Annotated in this window: 14 protein-coding genes; 3 read left to right on the plus strand and 11 right to left on the minus strand. The window is 35.0% G+C overall.

What is annotated here, in order from left to right; all coding sequences use genetic code 11:
* The first annotated feature begins 176 nt into the window (after positions 1 to 176).
* A complete protein-coding gene (locus tag EG358_RS15335; RefSeq protein ID WP_076560927.1) occupies positions 177 to 2459 on the plus strand; it encodes a cation:proton antiporter in 2283 nt (760 codons plus the stop codon).
* A 211-nt stretch (positions 2460 to 2670) separates the two neighbouring features.
* A complete protein-coding gene (locus EG358_RS15340) occupies positions 2671 to 3801 on the plus strand; it encodes a pepsin/retropepsin-like aspartic protease family protein (RefSeq protein ID WP_076560669.1) in 1131 nt (376 codons plus the stop codon).
* 51 nt (positions 3802 to 3852) lie between these two features.
* On the opposite strand, the gene EG358_RS15345 is transcribed toward EG358_RS15340, so the two are convergent.
* The 9 genes from EG358_RS15345 to EG358_RS15385 form a co-directional block, all read right to left on the minus strand.
* The gene (locus EG358_RS15345) at positions 3853 to 4701 is read right to left on the minus strand and encodes a lytic transglycosylase domain-containing protein (protein WP_076560667.1); all 849 of its coding nucleotides are present in this window, start codon (positions 4699 to 4701) and stop codon (positions 3853 to 3855) included.
* Positions 4702 to 4769: 68 nt separating this feature from the next.
* Entirely contained in the window at positions 4770 to 7265 is a 2496-nt protein-coding gene (locus tag EG358_RS15350; protein ID WP_076560665.1) for an ATP-dependent Clp protease ATP-binding subunit, read from the minus strand.
* A gap of 450 nt (positions 7266 to 7715) precedes the next feature.
* Positions 7716 to 11312: a choice-of-anchor L domain-containing protein gene (locus tag EG358_RS15355; RefSeq protein WP_076560663.1), complete on the minus strand. Its 3597-nt coding sequence runs from the start codon at positions 11310 to 11312 to the stop codon at positions 7716 to 7718.
* Between the two features lie 171 nt (positions 11313 to 11483).
* Positions 11484 to 13853, minus strand: coding sequence for a choice-of-anchor L domain-containing protein (locus tag EG358_RS15360; RefSeq protein ID WP_115596383.1), 2370 nt, complete (start codon positions 13851 to 13853; stop codon positions 11484 to 11486).
* 175 nt (positions 13854 to 14028) lie between these two features.
* On the minus strand, positions 14029 to 14583 hold the full coding sequence (locus EG358_RS15365) for a coiled-coil domain-containing protein (RefSeq protein WP_076560659.1): 555 nt from the start codon (positions 14581 to 14583) through the stop codon (positions 14029 to 14031).
* Positions 14584 to 14590: 7 nt separating this feature from the next.
* Positions 14591 to 15358, minus strand: a complete 768-nt coding sequence (locus tag EG358_RS15370; RefSeq protein WP_076560657.1) for a TIGR02757 family protein — start codon at positions 15356 to 15358, stop codon at positions 14591 to 14593.
* A 6-nt stretch (positions 15359 to 15364) separates the two neighbouring features.
* On the minus strand, positions 15365 to 16279 hold the full coding sequence (locus tag EG358_RS15375) for a ribonuclease Z (RefSeq protein WP_076560655.1): 915 nt from the start codon (positions 16277 to 16279) through the stop codon (positions 15365 to 15367).
* Positions 16280 to 16426: 147 nt separating this feature from the next.
* Positions 16427 to 17002: an RdgB/HAM1 family non-canonical purine NTP pyrophosphatase gene (gene rdgB / locus EG358_RS15380; protein ID WP_076560924.1), complete on the minus strand. Its 576-nt coding sequence runs from the start codon at positions 17000 to 17002 to the stop codon at positions 16427 to 16429.
* Between the two features lie 88 nt (positions 17003 to 17090).
* Positions 17091 to 17921 (minus strand): CPBP family intramembrane glutamic endopeptidase, encoded by an 831-nt coding sequence (locus tag EG358_RS15385; protein ID WP_076560653.1) that lies wholly within the window; start codon positions 17919 to 17921, stop codon positions 17091 to 17093.
* Positions 17922 to 18091: 170 nt separating this feature from the next.
* Here EG358_RS15385 and EG358_RS15390 point away from each other — a divergent pair, with 170 nt between their 5' ends.
* On the plus strand, positions 18092 to 19291 hold the full coding sequence (locus tag EG358_RS15390) for an MFS transporter (protein ID WP_076560651.1): 1200 nt from the start codon (positions 18092 to 18094) through the stop codon (positions 19289 to 19291).
* A gap of 94 nt (positions 19292 to 19385) precedes the next feature.
* Here the strand turns inward: EG358_RS15390 and EG358_RS15395 are convergent, their stop codons facing one another.
* Entirely contained in the window at positions 19386 to 19718 is a 333-nt protein-coding gene (locus EG358_RS15395; protein ID WP_076560649.1) for a CCC motif membrane protein, read from the minus strand.
* 18 nt (positions 19719 to 19736) lie between these two features.
* Positions 19737 to 20030: a DUF2752 domain-containing protein gene (locus tag EG358_RS15400; protein WP_076560647.1), complete on the minus strand. Its 294-nt coding sequence runs from the start codon at positions 20028 to 20030 to the stop codon at positions 19737 to 19739.
* Between the last annotated feature and the right edge of the window lie 15 nt (positions 20031 to 20045).

A 20045-nucleotide genomic window follows, 5' to 3' on the forward strand; every position in this document is an offset into this window, starting at 1 on the left:
ACACAATCCATCCCATCCTTTTTATTTTCTAAATGGGATGGATTTTAATCAGGTTTAAATTACATCTTTATTCTTTTCATTACATTATTCTGCGTATTCGTTACATTTCAAAAAAAACAAGTTTTTACATCCGTTTATTCTTTAGAAATTTACACTCAAATAAATGACTAATGATTATGGGGAAATATAGAAATATCATTTTTTATGTAGCAACGATTATATTTTTCTCGACATTGATGTACTGGTTTTTTGTGGAAGGAAAAACCCTCGAAATAGGAGAAAATATTCCTCCAAGCAAAGCCACAGGAGCTACGATGTGGGAAAATTTCACTGATTCTTTTTTATCAAATCTTCATCATCCTTTAGCACTTTTACTGGCTCAGATTGTTACCATTATTTTGGTGGCAAAATTATTCGGCTGGATTTGTATGAAACTAAAACAGCCTTCCGTAATCGGAGAAATGATTGCCGGAATTGTTTTAGGGCCATCACTTTTCGGATTGTATTTTCCTGAGCTTTCAGCATTTATTTTCCCGACAGAATCATTAGGAAACTTACAGTTTTTAAGCCAGATTGGTTTGATTCTCTTCATGTATATTGTCGGAATGGAGCTTGATCTAAGTGTTTTAAGAAAAAAAGCGCACGATGCAGTCGTGATTAGTCACGCAAGTATCATTATCCCTTTTGCGTTGGGAGTTGGGCTGTCTTATTTTATTTATAAAGAATTTGCTCCGGAAGGAATTCAGTTCAGTTCCTTTGCTTTATTTATAGCGATTGCAATGAGTATCACTGCATTTCCGGTTCTCGCTAGAATTGTACAGGAAAGAAATTTACACAAAACCAAAATCGGAACCGTCGTTATTACCTGTGCTGCAGCCGATGATATTACAGCATGGTGTATTTTGGCAGCCGTAATTGCAGTGGTAAAAGCAGGATCTTTCTCGGGATCTATCTTCGTAATTATCATGGCAATCGTTTATGTTTTTATTATGATTAAAGCGGTAAGACCATTCTTACACAGAATTGCAGAATCTCAGAAAGGAAAAGGTTTTATCAGCAAAGCATTGGTTGCCGTATTTTTCTTAATCTTAATTATCTCATCTTATGCCACAGAAGTTATCGGAATTCATGCATTATTCGGAGCTTTCATGGCTGGAGCAATCATGCCTGAAAACGTAAAATTCAGAAATCTTTTCATCGAAAAAATAGAAGATGTTGCCTTGGTATTATTGCTTCCTCTTTTCTTTGTATTTACTGGTTTAAGAACACAAATCGGGTTACTAAATGACCCACATCTTTGGAAAATAGGCGGATTTATTATTCTTACCGCCGTAATCGGGAAATTTGTGGGAAGTGCATTAACTGCTAAATTTTTAAAACTAAACTGGAAAGACAGTCTTACCATTGGCGCGTTGATGAATACGAGAGGTTTAACAGAATTAATTGTTTTAAATATCGGTTACGATCTTGGAGTTTTAGGTCCCGAATTATTTACAATGTTGGTCATCATGGCATTATTCACCACATTTATGACCGGGCCTTGTCTTGATATGATCAATTATTTCTTTAAAGGAAAAAAATCATCACTGGAAGAGGAAGAACATGATGAAAACGATGCAAAATACAGAGTCCTTTTATCTTTTGAAACTCCGGAATCAGGAAGTACATTACTGAAACTTGCCGATAATCTTACGCATAAAATGAATGGCAACAAAAGCGTAACCGCCATGAATATTGCTCCTGTAGATGAATTGCATGCTTTTGATATTGATAATTTTGAGAAAGAACAGTTTAAAAATGTGATTGAAACTTCCCAGGAACTTCAGCTTGAAGTCGCTACCCTTTTCAAAGCTTCCACCGATATTGAAAATGATCTGACGAATATTTCAAACAAAGGAAATTACGACCTTCTTTTGATTATGCTCGGAAAATCGATGTATGAAGGAAGTTTACTCGGAAGACTTTTAGGTTTCACCACCAAAATTATCAATCCTGAAAAACTATTGAACACTGTAAAAGGGAAAAGTAATATTTTCAACAATTCGCCATTCGATGATTCTACACTGCAGATTCTCGATAATACAAATATCCCAGTTGGAGTTTTGGTAGACAGAGATTTTAATTCGGCAGACAGAGTATTTATCCCTATCTTTAATTTAAGTGATTTTTATTTACTTGAATATGCAAAAAGACTGATTAACAATAACAACTCCCAAATCATTATTCTCGATGTTGCGGGGCAAATCAGAAACAATATCGAAGTGAAAGAACTCATCAGAAGCATCGAACAGGTTGCACCCAATCACATCACTTTATATAACGAAAAACAGATTGAAAAGGAGTTTTTACAGGCCCAAGATTTAATGTTAATCAGCAAAAAAAGCTGGCGAGGTTTGATCGATTCTAAAAGCCTTTGGTTGTCGGATATTCCATCTACATTGATCATTTCAAATCCTTAAAAATAATTTTCATAAATTTAGATATTGATATTTTAAAAAAGACCGAAACTTGATGAGTTTCGGTCTTTTAAGTTTTGCATAATGAGGTTTTATATACGTCAATCTTTTGTATTTAAAGCATTTTCGACATTTTTTTATATCTTTAGAAAGAGATAAATTTCATAAAGGGACAAAAAACATTATTTTTAATATTAAATATTTTTAATCTACCATGTACAAACTTTTCTTATTCTTTATTCTATTTCTATCTTTTACGAAAAACCAAGCTCAGGAGTTATCAGTACCGTTTGAAATTATAGATGGATTTCCTATTGTTCATGTATGGGTAGAAGGTAAAAATCATCAATTCGTTTTTGATACCGGAGCATATAAAACATGTATAAATTCTGAGGTTTTTCCTAATCTTCCAATCTCAAAAAAGATTGAAAATATAGGTGGAATTGGGAGTGAAAGGAAATCGATGAATGCAGTGAATTTTTCTTTTAATTTTTTAAATCAAAACTACCTTAACCAAGAAGTTATTTATACAGATTTAAGTTTATTCTCAAAAATGAGTTGCACGAACTTAAAGATAAGTGGAATTATCGGACGTGATGTCATGGAAAATTATATTGTGGAAATAAATCCTGACAGTAAAAAAATTATTTTTCATCATCACTCGGATTTTAATGAAAGTCAATTGAAGGGTTTTACCAAAATAAAACTTCAAAAAAAAAGTCCGGCGGTTCCCATAAAGATTGGAGGAGAGACAAGATACGCTCTTTTTGATACAGGAAGCGCTTACGGAATAAGTACAACAAATTATAAGCTTGAGAACTATATCAAAACAGCACAACACATTTCCTATAAAAGTAAAGGAAGTAGCATTGGAATACATGGCGTTAATAATGATGAAGATATACATTACAAAGTTTACAATTCTCCACTAGAGGTCGGAAACCTCACTGTAAAAAATCAGGTTTTTGAAACATCAAAAAATGATTTTAATAATATGGGATTTGATTTTAGCAAACAGTTTATTTCCTATTTAGATTTAAAAAATCACAAACTTTTTATAAAACAGGTAAATCAGAATACTGAAAGCATTAATGATAATGCTCTATATAATATAGGTTTTTCTGTCGGTTATAATGTCGAGAAAGAAAAAAGTATGATAACAAGACTTTCTGCAAAAGTCGAAAATTTGGTTCCAGGTGACACTTTGATAAGTATTAATGGTGAAACACCTCCAACAAACAATTGTGAAATGTACTCTTTTCTAAGAAAATTTTTCGGTTCGAAAATGAAAATTGTTATTGAGCGGAATAATGAAACAAAAGAAATTGAAATAGAATCTGTTTAAGTCCTATAAAACAAAATCCGAAGTATTACTCTTCGGATTTTTTATTTTAAATTATTTTGTGCGTATCGATTTAGAAAGAATTGCATTTTTTTTCATTAAGAAATCGGGCATCAAATCTGTAGGAAGAAAGAGTTTGCTTTCTCCATCATTCTCTAATGTGCTTACAATTTCAGGATTCCAACCCAGAAGATCATTCATATTAATTTTTAATTCTTCTGCAATTACCCCCAACTTAAATCCTGCATTAATTTCGGTTTCCGACAAAGCAACTTCCTGAGAGTTTGTCGCCCTATTATTTAAAAGATGAATCGTTCTGGAATCATTATAATTTGCCAAAACCGAGTTTAATTCTCCTGTTGCATAACATGCATTCAAGTATTTCTTCACATGATTAATGGTTTCCGCAGGCAAATATTTAGAAAAAACATGGTATTGTGTAGAGTTTGCAGCCTGCATCGCTTTGGCAATATTTCCTTCTCCACAATTATAAGCAGCAACAACGGTTACCCAATTGTTATATTTTTTATACAGATTTTTCAGCGAAACCGCAGCTGTTTTTGTACTTCTGTATAAATCATTTCGGCGGTCTTCTGTTAATCCATATTGATTGGCATGAGCGGTCATAAACTGCCAAACTCCTACAGCTCCTGCATGTGAAGTAATATTTCGGTTAAAATGAGATTCTATTAAAGCTAAATTTCTCAAATGCTTTGGCAACCCTTTCTCAACCATAGAAAATTCGATAAATGTCACAATTTCCTTGTTGGCTTCTATGATATTCTTGTATTTTCTTACACTGCTTTCAGAAGTGTCTGAAGCAGCAAGAAACTGCGCATTCACAAAATGTGAACAGCTCAGGAATATTGCCGATACTATAATTTTCTTGAGATTCGTTTTCATTTTATTTGGGTAAAGCTACTCAATCGCAAAGACGTTTTTTCAAAACTTCATTTCCGATTGAGCAACAATTAATCTACTTTCCAGCTGATTTTTTCTTCTTCGTTATTCCATTCTACCGAAAGATTTTGCCCGGATTTCACTTCTTCTCTTACTATCATTTTCGAAATTGGTCTTGCCAGTTGCGATCTGATTACTCCGGAAATCTGTCTTGCTCCATATTTACTGCTGAATCCGTTTAAGGCTAAGTTCTTTACCGCTTCATCGCTAATTTTCAAGCTCATTCCCAGTCTTGTTAATGAGTTATGAAGTGATTTCAGCTGAATATTAAAGATTCTTTCTGCAATAGATTCTGTAATCGGTGCAAACGGAATAATTTCTGTAATTCTAGCCAAAAATTCGGGTCTGAATTTTCCAGAATTCGACATAATCTGCATCAATGAATTCGATTCGGGAACTTTTCCTTCTTCAAACTGTTTTACAATTTCTTCACTTCCGATATTTGAAGTAAACAAAATCAAAGCGTTGCTGAAATCTCCTTCTTTTCCAAGCTTGTCATGAACTTTTCCTTCGTCCATAATCTGTAAAAACACATCAAAAACTGAATGATGCGCTTTTTCAATTTCATCAAATAAAACTACGGTATAAGGTTGTTGTCTGATTTTATTCACCAACATTCCACCTTCCTCATAACCCACATAACCTGGAGGTGCGCCGTATAAAAGCGCTGCTGAATGTTCTTCTTTAAATTCCGACATATCAAAACGCACCATTGCTTTTTCGTCATTGAAAAGCAATTCTGCCATCGATTTTGCCAATTCTGTTTTTCCGGTTCCGGTTGGGCCTAAAAGAAAAAATGATCCAATGGGTTGTCCAGGCTTGTTTAATCCACTTCGGTTTTCTACAATAGCGTCCGAAAGAATTTTCAAAGCGTGATCCTGACCAACGACCCTGTTCATCAGAAGACCTTCCATATTCAGAAGCTTTTCTTTTTCCTGAGCCTGAATTTTCCCAATCGGAATATTCGTTTTCGCAGCCATTACCGCCGCCAATTCCAAACGGTCTACTTTTTCTCTTTTTATAGCCGCATGTTGTAAAAGTTCGGCATATGTTTCTTCTATTATTTTTTGAATTGATTCTGTCGGCATCGAATTGTCGATTTGCGGTTGTTCACTTAGAGAACCCCACAAAATAGGACTGATTTTATCTCGTAATAAATTGTAATTCCAAATCAATTCGTCTGCCTTATCTTTTTCATCAAAATATTCTTCTGTCAAAATATTTTCATAGATTTCTTTCCAGCTTTCCAATTCTTTTTCTGAAAGTTCGTCGAGCATTTTTATTGCCGCCATTGTCCGATCTAAAAGATCAATCGCTGCATCGGGAAGTTTTTTACCTTTTGCGTAACGTTTTGCCAAACGTACACATTCGGGAATTGCATTCTTTTCAACTTCAATACCGTGATGTTTTTTATAGCCATCCAGCAAAACATCGATCATTTTCACACAAGTTTTTTCGTCCGGCTCAAGAACTGTTAAAACTTCAAAACGACGGTTAAAAGCCTGTTCAGGTTCTATAATTTTTCTATATTCTTCCTGAGTGGTCGCTCCGATTACGGTAATTTCACCTCTTGCCAATTCTGGTTTAAGGATATTTCCGATATTTCCAATGCTGCCTTTCGGGTCTAAAAGCGTGTGAATTTCATCAATAAATAAAACTGCTTTTTCAATTTTTTTGCATTCGTTGATTACCTTTTTCAGACGGTCTTCAATTTCACCTTTATAAGAAGTTCCTGCCAATAAAGCTCCTGTATCCAATTCAAGTAAAGTTGCATTTTTAAGCATTTCCGGAACATTTCCTTTGATGATTTCTGTTGCAAAACCTTCTACCAAAGCTGTTTTACCAACTCCGGGTTCACCGACGATAATTACATTGGGCTTACTTCTGCGGCAGAGAATTTCCACCAACATCCTAAGCTCTTTATCTCTTCCTATTATATTTTCTATTTCACCATTTCTCGCTTGTACTGTTCGGTCTACGCAATAGCTTTTAATGGATGGAAAAGAAGAATCTGAAAAGTCTGAAGACCCTCCAAACAGAGATGAAATATCGCCGTTATCTGAAGCAGCAAAAGGAGTATCTTTTCGATATAAATTGAAAATCTCATGTTCTCTTAAAGGAAGTGATTTTAACTGTTGCAGCGTAAAAGCAACCTGCGGTTTCACAATCGCTGTAAGAATACAGATCGGAGTAATCTCATCTAAGCCAAGCTTTAAACGAATGTCATCTGCTTCTTCCAAAATCTGATCTACAAACTCTCCTTCTCCAACTTCTGCCGGAAGATGGCTCGTCTTGGGATAATCTTCGATGCGTACATCTGCCCATTCGTAGAAATATCCGGGATCTTTATCTATGGTTTTCAGAAACTCGTTTAAGCCTATATCTTTATGCATTAAAGCCTGCAAAATATGCGGACCGCTATAAGTGGCGTTGTAATTTTCTCTTGCAATCGACTGTGCAATATGAAACAGTTGCTTTACTGTCTCGTTGGTAACAAGTACTCCCATTTATATTTTAATATTAATATTTTTGACATTTTTTGGTATAACTAAAATAAGTTTTTTTTGTCAATCATTAAAATTAAATAATGTTTATTTACAATTGCCGTGATTTATTTGTCTTGAAAACAAGTTTGCTAAGATATTATTCTTTATTTCGAAAAGAATATTAATTGATTGATTAATCAAATTAAGATAAGAATAGTGAAAAGAGTTCTAAAATCATTAAACATGAAAAACTTTTGACACAAAGATTTATATTTCAGTTTTATATTTTAGAAACAAAGGCAAATAAATTTACTTAGCAAAGCTTGAGAATCTTTATCAAGTCAATTCACATTTGCTTTAAATAATTTCGCACCAAGATTTAATTTGAATTACTTTAAAAATTAATAATACCTTATAAAACAACAAAGCCTTTCCAAGTAAGAAAGGCTTTGTTGTTATTATTTTAATAGATTAATCTCTATTTTTTAGAAGAATCCATCCGGATTTTAATTCAAGTTTTTTGCTTGCCGGGTTTTCCCATTGTACACGGTACCAATACGTGGCTGTTGGTAAATTAATACCTTTTAAAGATCCGTTCCACATGGTATTTGATTTGTTATCTGCCTTGAATAATTCGGCACCATATCTATCAAATATTGAAGCTGCAAAGTTTTTGTAATTGCTGATTCCTTTAAAATCAATATAATCATTCACTCCATCATTATTTGGAGTAATAGCATTGCTTAATACGAACGTAAAAAACTCTAGCGAATTACCACATTTTGCGCCCTGTGTTCTTACCATTAATTTGTAGTTAGCGTTTCTCAATACATTATAAAATATGTTTGAAACCTGCCAACTTACTCCACCATCAATAGAATACTCCAAAACTCCACCAGTAGGATTTGTAGCCGAAATAGTAAGCATTTCCTTATCGTAAACCACATTGGTAAATTGCGGAAGATCTGGATTAATAATCTGAGCAGTAAACAGTTTAGAACATACTCCATTGCTGATCTCAACAGAATAAGAACCCGGAACATTGGTAGTAATCGTCTGTGTAGTGGCACCTGTACTCCATAGATAAGTATAATTTGGTCCTGCACCTGCATCTAGTGTTGCAGGATCTCCGGCACAAACATATACATCTGCTAACGCAGAAACTATTGCCGGAACAACTTCAATGGTAATTTTTGCAGGTATCGTTGATACGCAACCGTTTCCTCCCAACGCAAAAACTTCGTATGTGGTAGTAACTGTCGGAGTTACAACTTGTGTATTTCCATTTCCTGTAAGACCTGTCCAATTATAGGTAAAACCACCACTTGCCGTTAATGTTACAGACTCACCTGCACAGATTTTTGCTTTTGATGCTGATATGAAAGCTGTTGGTGGCCCCACAATGATCGTAATGGTTGCCGGAGCTGCAGATACACATCCATTTGCGCCTGTTGCAGTAACAGAATAAACTGTTGTAGTTGCGGGCGAAACGACCTGTGTGTTGCCTGTTCCTGTTAAATTTGCCCAAGTATACGTTACTCCACCTGCAGCTGTAAGTGTTACAGATTCACCCGGGCAAATCTGTGCAACAGAAGAAGTTAAGGTGACTACAGGTAAAACTTTATCTTCAATAACATTTACGGTTGCTGTAAAAGTACATGTTAAATTTCCTGGTTGGGTAATATTAGTTACCGTTAAAGTATAAGCACCTACTGCATTCACTACAGGGCTTAAAGTATTGGCTCCTGAAACGATATTTCCACCTGCAGTCGTCCACAAAATCGTTGAACCAGCGGGAACTGTAGATGCCGTTGCATTCAGTGTAATCTGAGGAACCGTACAGGTAATTGTTTGCGGAGCAGCTATTGTTAAATTGGTAACAGCAGTAGTTTGCAACTGTAATGTTACTACATAGCTACAGCCTCCGTTTTTGACCAATACATAGATCGTCTGGTTACCTGCACTTTGAAATGTTGTAGGAGCAGCAATCGTATTGGCATTTCCTGCATTTGCATCTGCCTGAAGTAAATAATATGCAAAAGTTGCAGTTCCCACAGTAGTAATCTGTGGTTGTGCTGATGTTAAATCATATGTAATATTTCCTTGCTGATAACATTTCAGGAGTGTTGCATTCTGTACTGTGATCGGTTGTGAAACCTCAATCGTTATTGTTGCAGGCGTTGTAGAAGTACATCCGTTTGCTCCGTTTGCTGTAACGGTATATGTTGTAGTTGTAGCCGGAGTTACTGTTTGTGTATTTCCTGTTCCGGTAAGCCCATTCCAGGTATAAGTAGCACCACCTCCTGCAGTAAGTGTTACCGTTTCACCTGCACAAATTAAAATTTTACTTGCTGTAAGTGTGGTTGTTGGCGGGGCACTATCTCCTACAACAGTCACATTAGCCGTACCTGTACAAACAACGTTACCGGGTTGGTATGTATTTGTAATGGTTAAAGTATAAGTACCTGCTGTGTTAACTATAGGGTTTAATGTATTCGCTCCTGATACAATGTTCCCTCCGGTGGTCGTCCATGCAAATGTAGATCCCGCAGGATAAACTGACGCTGAAGCATTAAGCGTTACTTGACTATTCGTACACGTTAAAGCTGTTGGCGTTGCGATAGTGGCTGTAATTTGCGGAGCTTTTACCAATTGAAGTTGTGCAACTTTAGAACAGAAACCATTTTTTACCAATACATAAATGGTCTGATTTCCTGCACTAGAGAATGTTGTAGGAGCTGCAATTGTATTGGCGTTTCCTGCATTTGCATCCGCCTGATTGATATAGTATGAAAAATTAGCTCCCGGAGTTGTGCTTATTGCCGCTTGAGCTGATGTTAAATCAAAAATAGCGTTGCCTGCTGTGTAGCAACTTGTTAATGTCGCATTTTGTACCGTCGGAGAAGTTCCGCCAACAATCGTTACTGTAGCAGAACCAGGACATGAATTCCCCGGAAGGGTGACCTCAACTTTGTAAACTCCCGGTTGTGTAGCCGTGTATGAAGCTCCGGTTGCGCCTGGAATAACCACATTATTAAGATACCAAACATAAGTCGCATTCGGAACTTGGGTAGAAGCTGTAAAAGTTTGTGGAGCATTATCACAAACGTTAATTGATGCAGGAAGCTGAACTCCTCCCGGACCTAAAATCTGCACACCAATATCGAAAGAACCTGCTTCTAAGAATACACCAGAATCATAAAGAGAATCTTGATAATCGGCTAAAACCATTTTAAAATGATATGTTTGTCCCGGTACAACAGTTGCTTTTGCTGTCAAAGGAACTGTACGTCCGTTAAAATTAGTTTCAATATTATTGAAATTATATCCTGCAAAATAAGAAGCATTCAAAGCGCCACAAGCTAAAGCTGAACCGTCAAATTCTGTTGAAGGTCTGATATTTCTCACACTTACTTGCCCTGCCCCATTGGGTAATACAGCTAAATTTGTATAGGTAGGATCTCCAGCTTTTTTTAATAATAAAGCAAACCCGTCCCCAATATTACAAGGAAAGTCGCTATCATATTCTTCTGTTGCAAATAAATATCTGAAGGTTACTTCGGTTGCTGTAGGCACAAAGTCAAATTCAATATAACTAGCGTCCTTTAGTACATTATTAGATACTGCTAATGCGGTAGCTAAATCTACGTCGCCTTGCGTTGGCAAAACATCTTGAAGAAACGATGAGATATAAGAATTACCTGCTTTTCTGGCTTGCCCCGTAGTAAGTACAATACCTTTTGCAAAAGGAAAATTGGTGGTTCCTTTATTAAAAAATCCCCAGCTTCTGGTTTGATCACCTGCTGAGAGATTTGGAGAAACGACTACATTAGAAACATTTGCTGTAGAGCATGTTGATCCGCCAGCAATAAGCACATCTGTTACCAATTGTGTTATACTATAAGAGGATTCGACATAATTTGCTGTATTGACATCAATAAACGCTCCTGCTTTCATCGTCAGACTAGATGGCTTACTGGTACTTTTACTTATTTTTCTCTGGGAAAACGTAAAATTACCAAGAAGCATGAAAACAAGAAGCAAATATTGTAATCGACCATTTAACATTTTAAACTATTTTTAACAAAAATACTATTTTTTTTGATTAAAATTTAAGCGAAAAACAATTACATTGGTTTTAACACAATTATATAAAGACCAGATTTTCAGTTTCATTTAGAATTTAAACAAAAAAAAGACCGACAAAATCGGTCTTTTTAAAATATGTTACATTGAATATTATTCAAAATTCTTAAGTAAAATCCAGCCGGTTTTTACGGTAAGCTTCTTGCTTGCAGGATCTTCAAATGTCACCTGATACCAGTAAGAAGCTGTAGGTAGTTTTTTACCCTGGAAATAACCATCCCAGAAAGGTCTTGTTTTTTCTGCATTAAATACCACTTTACCATATCTGTCTGATATTGCTGCCTGGAATTTATTATAATTACTTACCCCTCTGAAATCAATTATATCATTTACATTATCCCCGTTTGGAGTAATTACATTCTGCATGATAAAGGTGAAATACTCTAAGAATCCTACACAAGTGGTAGTTTTTACCCTAACTCGTATCGAGATTATTTTATTGTTTGGAATATTATTAAAAACATTAGAGCCTTGCCAAGTTACACCATTATCTACGGAATACTCAAGTACACCACTGCCCAAATTGGAAGCAGTAATAATTAATGTTCCGCTTTGACTGTAATCTACATTGATAATTTCAGGAATCAGTGCCTGTTTTACTTCTGTTGTAAATCTTTCAGTACAAACTCCGTTAGTGATATCTACAAAGTAAATTCCTGCAGTTTCAGCTACGATCGTCTGTGTAGTTGCACCATTGCTCCATAAATATGAATAATTTGGTCCGGCTCCTGCATCCAAAGTCATTCTATCGCTTTCGCAAATAAATCCACCTGAAAGATTAGAAGTAATTGCCGGTACAACTTCTACTTTAATAGTTGCAGGCTGTAATGATTTACATCCCTGAGCACCGATTGCATAAACGGTATAAGTTGTCGTCTGCGTTGGCGATAGTGTCTGTACAGCACCAGTTCCTGCAAAGTTATTCCATTGGTAAGTAACTCCTCCTGAAGCAGTTAAAGTAACAGATTCACCTAAACAAATTTTCAATTTTGTAGCAACAAGCTCAGCAACTGGTGTCGCTTCCTTACGCAAAGTTAAAGTCACCAGTTTACTACAAAAGCCTCCGTTTGATACCACGACATGCAAAATCTGACCGTCTGTTCCGTTATATGAAGCTAAATTCGCATTAGGAATAAAATTGTTATTTTGTGCCTGAGCATCCGCCTGATTTACATAAAAACGAAATATAGCACCGGTCGTTGTACTAATTTGTGGCTTAGCATCATTTAAATTAAAAGTACTTAAAGTTGGAGTTGTACAAAGTTTTAAAGTTGCATTTTGAGCTGCCGGACTCGTTCCGCCTACTATTGTAATTGTAGCAGATGCCGGGCAAGTATTTCCAGGAACAGACACTTTTACTTCATAAACACCCGGCGCAGTGGCAGTATAACTTACAGCTGTTGCACCTGGTATTAATACTCCATCTTTATACCATTGGTAAGTCGCTCCAGTAATCCCTGAAACTTGAGCCACTAAAGTCTGAGGAATATTATCACATACATTTAAGGTGGCTGGCAATTGCACTCCATTTCCATCTACTAATTTAATTCCGATATCAAAAGATCCGCCTTCAATAAATACTGCAGAGTCATACCCCCAATCTCTGTAATCAGACAAAACCATTTTAAAATGGTATGCAACTCCCGGTGTTACCGTTCCCACTGCAGTTAAAGGAACAGTTCTTCCATCGTAATTTGTTACAATATTAGTAGGTGTATTATATCCTCCAAAATATATCTCATTGATTGCAGGACAACCTAAAGCCCCCTGAATAAGAGGATGAATATTTGTCATCGCAACAGGTCCCGCATTGTTTGGTAAAACAGCCAAATTCACGTAAGGACCTCCCGCAACAGGTTTTATTAATAATGCAAATGCGTCTGAATATTGACACGGAAAAGTACCTGAATATTCTTCAGAAGCAAAAATATAATTGAATTTTATCTGGCTGGAGTTGGGTACAAAATCAAACTCCAACATGACATTGTCATTATAATGATCAGTAGTACTAGGATTAGGAACTGCCACCAACAGATCCGGATCATCTATTCCCGCCCCGGGAATCGTATAACTGGCACTAGATGCCACGTTCCCAGCTTCCCGAGCGCGCCCTGTTGTTAAAACAATACCATCTGTAAAAGGAAAGTTGGTGGTACCTTTATGAAAATATCCCCAAAATCTATCGTCACTTGAAACCGGTTGAGTCGGAGTAATGGTAACATTAGATACATTCGGAATAGAACATGTGGATCCTCCGTTTATCAGAACATTTTTCACCAATTGTTCCGGAGTATACGTAGACGGTACATATCCTGCAGCATTTACATCGATAAATACTCCCGCTTTTTTATTGGTTTCGTTCACATTGTTTTTCGGCGGCTGCCTTTGTTGAGCAAAAACAGAAGCCGAAATAAACAATAATGCGAAAAGAAAAAGGTAATTTTTTAGTCTATAATTTAGCATTTTGTAATTGTTTGCCCAAAAATACCAAATTTTTCCGATTTAAAATACATACATGATTTATTATTATCAATAATATGTTCATTTATGTATATTCTGATGAAATTTTGATAATAAATAAAAAAGACCAATCTCATTGATCGGTCTTTCATTTTATATTATCAAAGTGAACTTCAAATTAATCTTTTTTCATTTCATCGATTTTATTCTGAAGCTCGGTTATTTTATCTTTTAGAAATCTAATTTCGTTTTTATTAGAGTTTACGTTACTTTTAAGAATAGCTTTTTTTGCTCTTTCGTTGTGATCTTCATCGTCTTCTTCTTCATTGATCTCTTCAATATCTTCCTGAATATCTTCAATATCTTCGCTGATCTCTTCAAGATCTTCACTAATCTCTTCAAGGTCTTCGCTGATTTCCTCAATATCTTCCTGAATATCTTCTATATCTTCACTAATTTCCTCAATATCTTCCTGAATGTCCTCAATTTTTTCATGGCTTTTATTCACAGACATCTGAATAAGGATGGAAAGATAAATAGCTTCAAGTGAAAGTACTGTCGTTAAAACAAGCAACATTTTATCTACATCTACAATACCAAAAACAGGCAGTAGAAATGAAGTAATAAAAAGTAATGTATGGATGATAAGAGAAGGTATAGAACCAATCCAGGAGGTGATTCCGTCTGCCATTCTCTCAAGAAATTCTATTTTTTCGTGTGGTGTTTTCATCATTTCTGTTTTAAAGTAATTCTTTCGTTACGCCCAATCCAAACAAAGCAAAGTCATATTTTGCGGGATCATTTTCATCAAATTTTCTAATGATTAAATCTAATTCTTCAACGGTTTTCCAGTCATTTTGTGTTCTCAAAATAAGACCCAATTTTCTAGATATATTTCCGGTATGAACATCCAAAGGAATTGATAAAAATTTTTGATCAATATTGTTCCAGATTCCAAAATCTACGCCACGATTATCTTTTCTTATCATCCATCGCAAAAACATAATAATCCTTTTTGAAGATGAGTTTTTGTATGGCGAACTTACATGCTTATGCGTTCTGTGTTTTTCAATTCCTAAAAAAGTTTGCCTAAATCTTTCAATAGAATGCTGAAAATTATTTTCATTTTCGTTGATTAGAAATAAATTTTCAAGACTTTCGTTTTCCTTATAAATTTTGTTGAATTGTTTAATAAAATACGCAAAATCTTCTCCGTTAAAAGTTCTGTGAATACTTTTGTCTTTAATGCTGTTTAAATCCTTTTCAGAAAAATTCATTACAAAATCATAAGGAGAATTTCCCATAATATCAAGCATCTTTTCAGCCGATTTAATAATAGACTTTCTGTTTCCCCAGGAAATTGTTGCCGCCAAAAAACCGGCAATTTCAATATCCTGTTTTAATGAAAAGCGATGCGGAATCTGAACAGGATCATCCTGAATGAATTCAAGATTATTGTAAACATCCGCTTTTTCGTCTAAAAAATCTTTTAATTCCGAAAAATTCATACAATTTTAAAATTTAACGCATTCCAAAGCTTTTGAAAGATAAGAATTCGGAAAAACGGTTCTTGCCTCATCCGTAAAAACGGTTAAATCACCATAACGGTTAGAAAAATGTCCTAAAATTAATTTTTCAACTTCGGCTTTCTTTGCAATTGTTGCTGCTTCTAAAGCGGTTGTATGACCTGTGTAATCTGCCATTTCTTTAAGATCATGCAAAAATGTAGACTCGTGGTATAAAACCGTTACATTTTTTATAATCGGAATAACAGATTCCAAATATCTTGTATCACTACAAAATGCATAAGAAACAGACGGAGCCGGAGTTGTTGTAAGAATTTCATTTTTAAGAACATACCCGTCACTCAGCACAAAATCTTTGCCTGCTTTTAAATTATGATAGTCACACGTTTCGATCTCAGCATATTTTGAGACTTCTTCCATATTAATATGACGCTCTTTTGGCTTCTCTTTAAACAGATATCCATTACAGTAAATTCTGTGATCCAAAGGAATAGTAAATACTTCTACCCTGTTATCTTCATAGATTTTTTCTGAATAATCTTTATCTAATTCATGGTATACAACCTCAAAACCTCGATGCGTTTCGGTAATGGAAAAAATAGTTTCCAGCATCTTTTTTATTCCTTTCGGACCATAAACATGCAAAGGAGTATCTCTTCCCAAAAGTCGGAAAGAAGCTATTAAACCCGGTAAACCAAAACAGTGATCGCCATGAAGATGCGATATAAAAATATGATTGATTTTTGAAAATCTTGCCTTTGCTTTTCTCAGCTGCACCTGTGTTCCTTCGCCGCAATCAATCAGGAAACATCTTTCTTCCATTTCCAGAAGTTGAGCTGTAGGTGAAGTATTAATCGTGGGTATTGCCGAATTAAAGCCTAATATCGTTAAATAAGTACTCAAATCAATAGTTTATTAAAGCAAATGTACAACAAATGGTTGAGGTTGAAAATGAGGCTGAAGTTGAGTTTACGTTTTAAACTCTATTTAAAATAAGAAAAAAGTTCTTTAAAAACACAAAGTTTTTGCAACCTTAACCTTAACCTTAACCTACTTTTTCAAGAAATCAAGAAACAAATCTAATGCCTGTTTTCTGTGGCTGATTTTATTTTTATCTTCAGGATTCATCTCTGCGAAAGTTATTTCATGACCTTCGGGAACAAAAATAGGATCATAACCAAAACCTTGGTGCCCTTTATTTTCTTTGAGTAAATTCCCGTGAGCTCTTCCGTCAAAATATTGAGCACCGTTTTCGTCATAATAACATAATACGGTGATGAAATAAGCTTTTCTGTTTTCAATATTTTCCATTTCGCTCAACACCTTTTCAATATTTTTAGCAAAATCATGATCTCCGGCATATCTTGCCGAAAAAATACCGGGTCTTCCATCTAAAGATTCCACCACCAAACCGCTGTCGTCTCCCAAGCTTGGAATGCCTGTTTTTTCGAAACAGTATTTAGCCTTAATTAAAGCATTGGCATTGAAAGAGTCTCCATCTTCAACGATTTCGTCATGAATATCGTAATCGGTTAGGCTTTTTACGGTAAATTCATTTCCTAAAATCTGTTGAATTTCTTCTTTTTTATGAAGATTGTGTGTGGCAACTAATATTTCCATTTTTATTATTATATGTTTATTTAAACACAAATATTATTCATATAATACCACAAAATGATTGTTCAGTTTATATGATTTGTGTTTTAAATTGAATTTAAATTTCAGAATAACGCACTTTATTTCTAAATGTAAACAGGTAGAAAAATACAGAAAACACTACAATTCCGATCACCAGAATCATCCATTCCTGAATTTCAAAAGCTTCTGCAAAACTTTCTTTTTGAGTATAAAATATCAGGATCGCCGAGCAAAGATTATTAAAACCATGCAATAGCATTGGCAAAAGCAGCGATTTTGTTTTATAATAAACCAATCCTAAAACAGTTCCCAGCAAAGTTGCGCCTACAAACTGCCACGGATTCGCATGTATCAAACCAAAAAGAAGACTTGCAAAAAGTATCGCTTTCCAGGGTTTCACTCCTTTATTGATCATTCCTTTCTGGACAATTCCGCGGAAAACAATTTCTTCAAAAATAGGCGCCATAATCACCGCAGTAATGACCATCACGACAGGATCATCGGTAAGACCCGCCATCAGATTTTCAAAAAATTCGTAAAAATCTCCGAAAAAAGGTCCGGTTGTAGGAATTTGCGAAGTGATAAATTCTCCGATAAACATCATTCCGATCATCATCGGAAAAATAAGAAGATAGGTAGAAAAATTGGTAGGTGAAAAATTGAAATTCAATTTCTTACCTGTTTTCTGACGTACTATTAAAAAATCAAAAGCCCAAATCATCAGGCAAAAAACAACAGCATTGGCAAGCATCATAAACCAAGGCTTCTGCATAAAATCTACCTCAAAAATAAATTTCCCTGCAAGGCCTATGAAGCCAACCGAAAGACTTCCAAAAATATATCCTGCAAAAAGGATGAGACCTCCCATCCAGTCAAAAATATAGTTTGGATATTTTGAGTTTTCCATGTACTGATGATTTTTTTAAGAGAAACAAAGATAATTGAAATTATATGAAATGAAAACCTATATTCAACTTCTGACATCTGTAAAGTATGACAAATCTTATCTTTTTTTAATCTTAATCCTGAAGCTAAAAAATATTTACGAAGTATCTTTGCAGATTAATTTTTTATCTCATGGAAAGTTCAATAAACCAACCAAAAAATATCAACCTCCAACTCATTTCTTATGTATCTTTTACTTTTGTAGGATATTTCATCATCGGTCTATCGCTTTCGGTTTTACCGATTTTCATCAGCAAAAGTTTAGGTTACAGTCTTTTAATTGCAGGGATGGTAATTAGCTTACAATATATTTCCACCTTTTTTCTGAGAGCATATTCCGGGAAAGTTATTGACGGAAAAGGTCCTAAACCAGCCGTTTTATTCAGCATGCTTAGTTTTTCACTAACAGGGATTTTTCTAATTTTCGCTTATTATTTTAAATTTTCTCCGATTTTAAGCCTTGGTTTTCTGATTATTACCCGTCTGTTAACAGGTTGTGCCGAAGGAATGGTCGGAGCAAGCCCGATTAACTGGGCAATTATGGCTTTAGGTGAAAAACATACCGCAAAAATCATTTCTTATAATGGTGTTGCGTGCTACGGAGCTTTAGCAATCGGAGCTTCTTTAGGAATTGTAATCGAACACGCATACAGTCTTTACGGTATTGGAATTCTTTCTATTATTTTAGGAATAATCGGATTTTTCTTTGCTAAAACCAAAGAAAATAAGACCAACACGAATCCAAAAGAAAATCAGTCTTTTTGGAAAGTTCTGGGAAAAGTAGCTCCTTTTGGAGTTTGTCTGGCTTTGGGAGGAATTGGTTTTGCAAGCATTTCTACATTTATAACGTTATATTACAATTATTTTCATTGGAATAATGGTGCTTTGTGTTTAAGTGTTTTCGGAGGATTATTTGTTGCTGGAAGATTGGTTTTCAGCAATGTCATCAATAATTATGGTGGAATAAAAGTTGCCATTGCCTGTCTTTTTGTAGAAACCATCGGGCTTTTAATTATTGCATTTGCTACCAACGCTCAAATGGCATTGGTTGGCGCTGGTGTTACAGGATTAGGTTTTTCTTTAATTTTTCCTGCGCTTGGTGTTGTTGCCATAAAGAGTGTTTCGCCATCAAGTCAGGGTTCTGCTTTGGCTGGTTATGGGCTTTTTATTGATATTTCTTTGGGCGTTGCAGGTCCGATAATCGGAAGTGTTGCCGATTTTTTCGGAATGCAGTTTATCTTTCCGTTCAGTGCAGCAATGGTTTTTATAGGATTGGGGCTGGCTTATTTTCTGAAGAAAAAATCAAACTTAAAGAAACTGAATGAGGCTTAAATTAAAAGACTTCATGTAATAAATTTAAACATTTAATTCAAACAAAAAAGGTTGCAAAAAAAATTGCAACCTTTATATTTTTAAACAAGACTTATTATTGTCCCATCAAATCTCTGATACGTTCCTGCATCAATTCTTGATCTGAAAGTGCATCCCATCCGAAAACAGCAATCATCACAATATTTAAAACAAGATAAAGTGCGCTTAAGATCAAACCAATAATACACAGGATTCTTCCGGTGTTAAGGTTATTGTAATCAGAATATAATGTCGGATTACTTTGGTACAACGCATTGTCTTTTTTGTACAATACAAGCCCGATGATCCCGGCAATTAATCCCAAGACACCGTAACAACAGCATCCAACGATAGAGACAATTCCTAAAACAAGTACTGCAGTAGCATTAGGTAGTTTTTGTTGATTCATAATTTGTTTTTTTAATGTTTAGTTTAAATGAATAATAAAATGTTTATAAAAGTAAGAAAAAACCATGATCAGTGAATTAATTATTGCTAAAAAAATCAAAATCTGTCCGTAATTTCTTTTTTTGTCGATAAAATTGATTCCTACAAAGCAGAAAAACAGCAACAATGTATAAACTGCCGGAAACATTTGAAAAGCTTCTGAAAACTTTCCCTGAAAAACCATCAAAATTGCCCGTTGTGATCCGCACCCGAAACATTCAATTCCCAAAAACTTTTTGCTGGGACACGGAAGCATAAAGTCTTCTATACGCATTGTTGTCTTTTAAAT

It is taken from the genome of Chryseobacterium indoltheticum (assembly GCF_003815915.1).
Taxonomy (GTDB): domain Bacteria; phylum Bacteroidota; class Bacteroidia; order Flavobacteriales; family Weeksellaceae; genus Chryseobacterium; species Chryseobacterium indoltheticum.

Excerpts from the sequence above, each read along its gene's own strand:
- EG358_RS15360 (WP_115596383.1), bottom strand. The coding sequence starts at position 13,853 with ATGCTAAATTATAGACTAAAAAATTACCTTTTTCTTTTCGCATTATTG.
- EG358_RS15395 (WP_076560649.1), bottom strand. The coding sequence starts at position 19,718 with ATGAATCAACAAAAACTACCTAATGCTACTGCAGTACTTGTTTTAGGA.
- EG358_RS15390 (WP_076560651.1), top strand. The coding sequence starts at position 18,092 with ATGGAAAGTTCAATAAACCAACCAAAAAATATCAACCTCCAACTCATT.
- EG358_RS15370 (WP_076560657.1), bottom strand. The coding sequence starts at position 15,358 with ATGAATTTTTCGGAATTAAAAGATTTTTTAGACGAAAAAGCGGATGTT.
- EG358_RS15385 (WP_076560653.1), bottom strand. The coding sequence starts at position 17,921 with ATGGAAAACTCAAAATATCCAAACTATATTTTTGACTGGATGGGAGGT.
- EG358_RS15400 (WP_076560647.1), bottom strand. The coding sequence starts at position 20,030 with ATGCGTATAGAAGACTTTATGCTTCCGTGTCCCAGCAAAAAGTTTTTG.
- EG358_RS15335 (WP_076560927.1), top strand. The coding sequence starts at position 177 with ATGGGGAAATATAGAAATATCATTTTTTATGTAGCAACGATTATATTT.
- EG358_RS15350 (WP_076560665.1), bottom strand. The coding sequence starts at position 7,265 with ATGGGAGTACTTGTTACCAACGAGACAGTAAAGCAACTGTTTCATATT.
- EG358_RS15340 (WP_076560669.1), top strand. The coding sequence starts at position 2,671 with ATGTACAAACTTTTCTTATTCTTTATTCTATTTCTATCTTTTACGAAA.
- EG358_RS15345 (WP_076560667.1), bottom strand. The coding sequence starts at position 4,701 with ATGAAAACGAATCTCAAGAAAATTATAGTATCGGCAATATTCCTGAGC.
- EG358_RS15355 (WP_076560663.1), bottom strand. The coding sequence starts at position 11,312 with ATGTTAAATGGTCGATTACAATATTTGCTTCTTGTTTTCATGCTTCTT.
- EG358_RS15365 (WP_076560659.1), bottom strand. The coding sequence starts at position 14,583 with ATGATGAAAACACCACACGAAAAAATAGAATTTCTTGAGAGAATGGCA.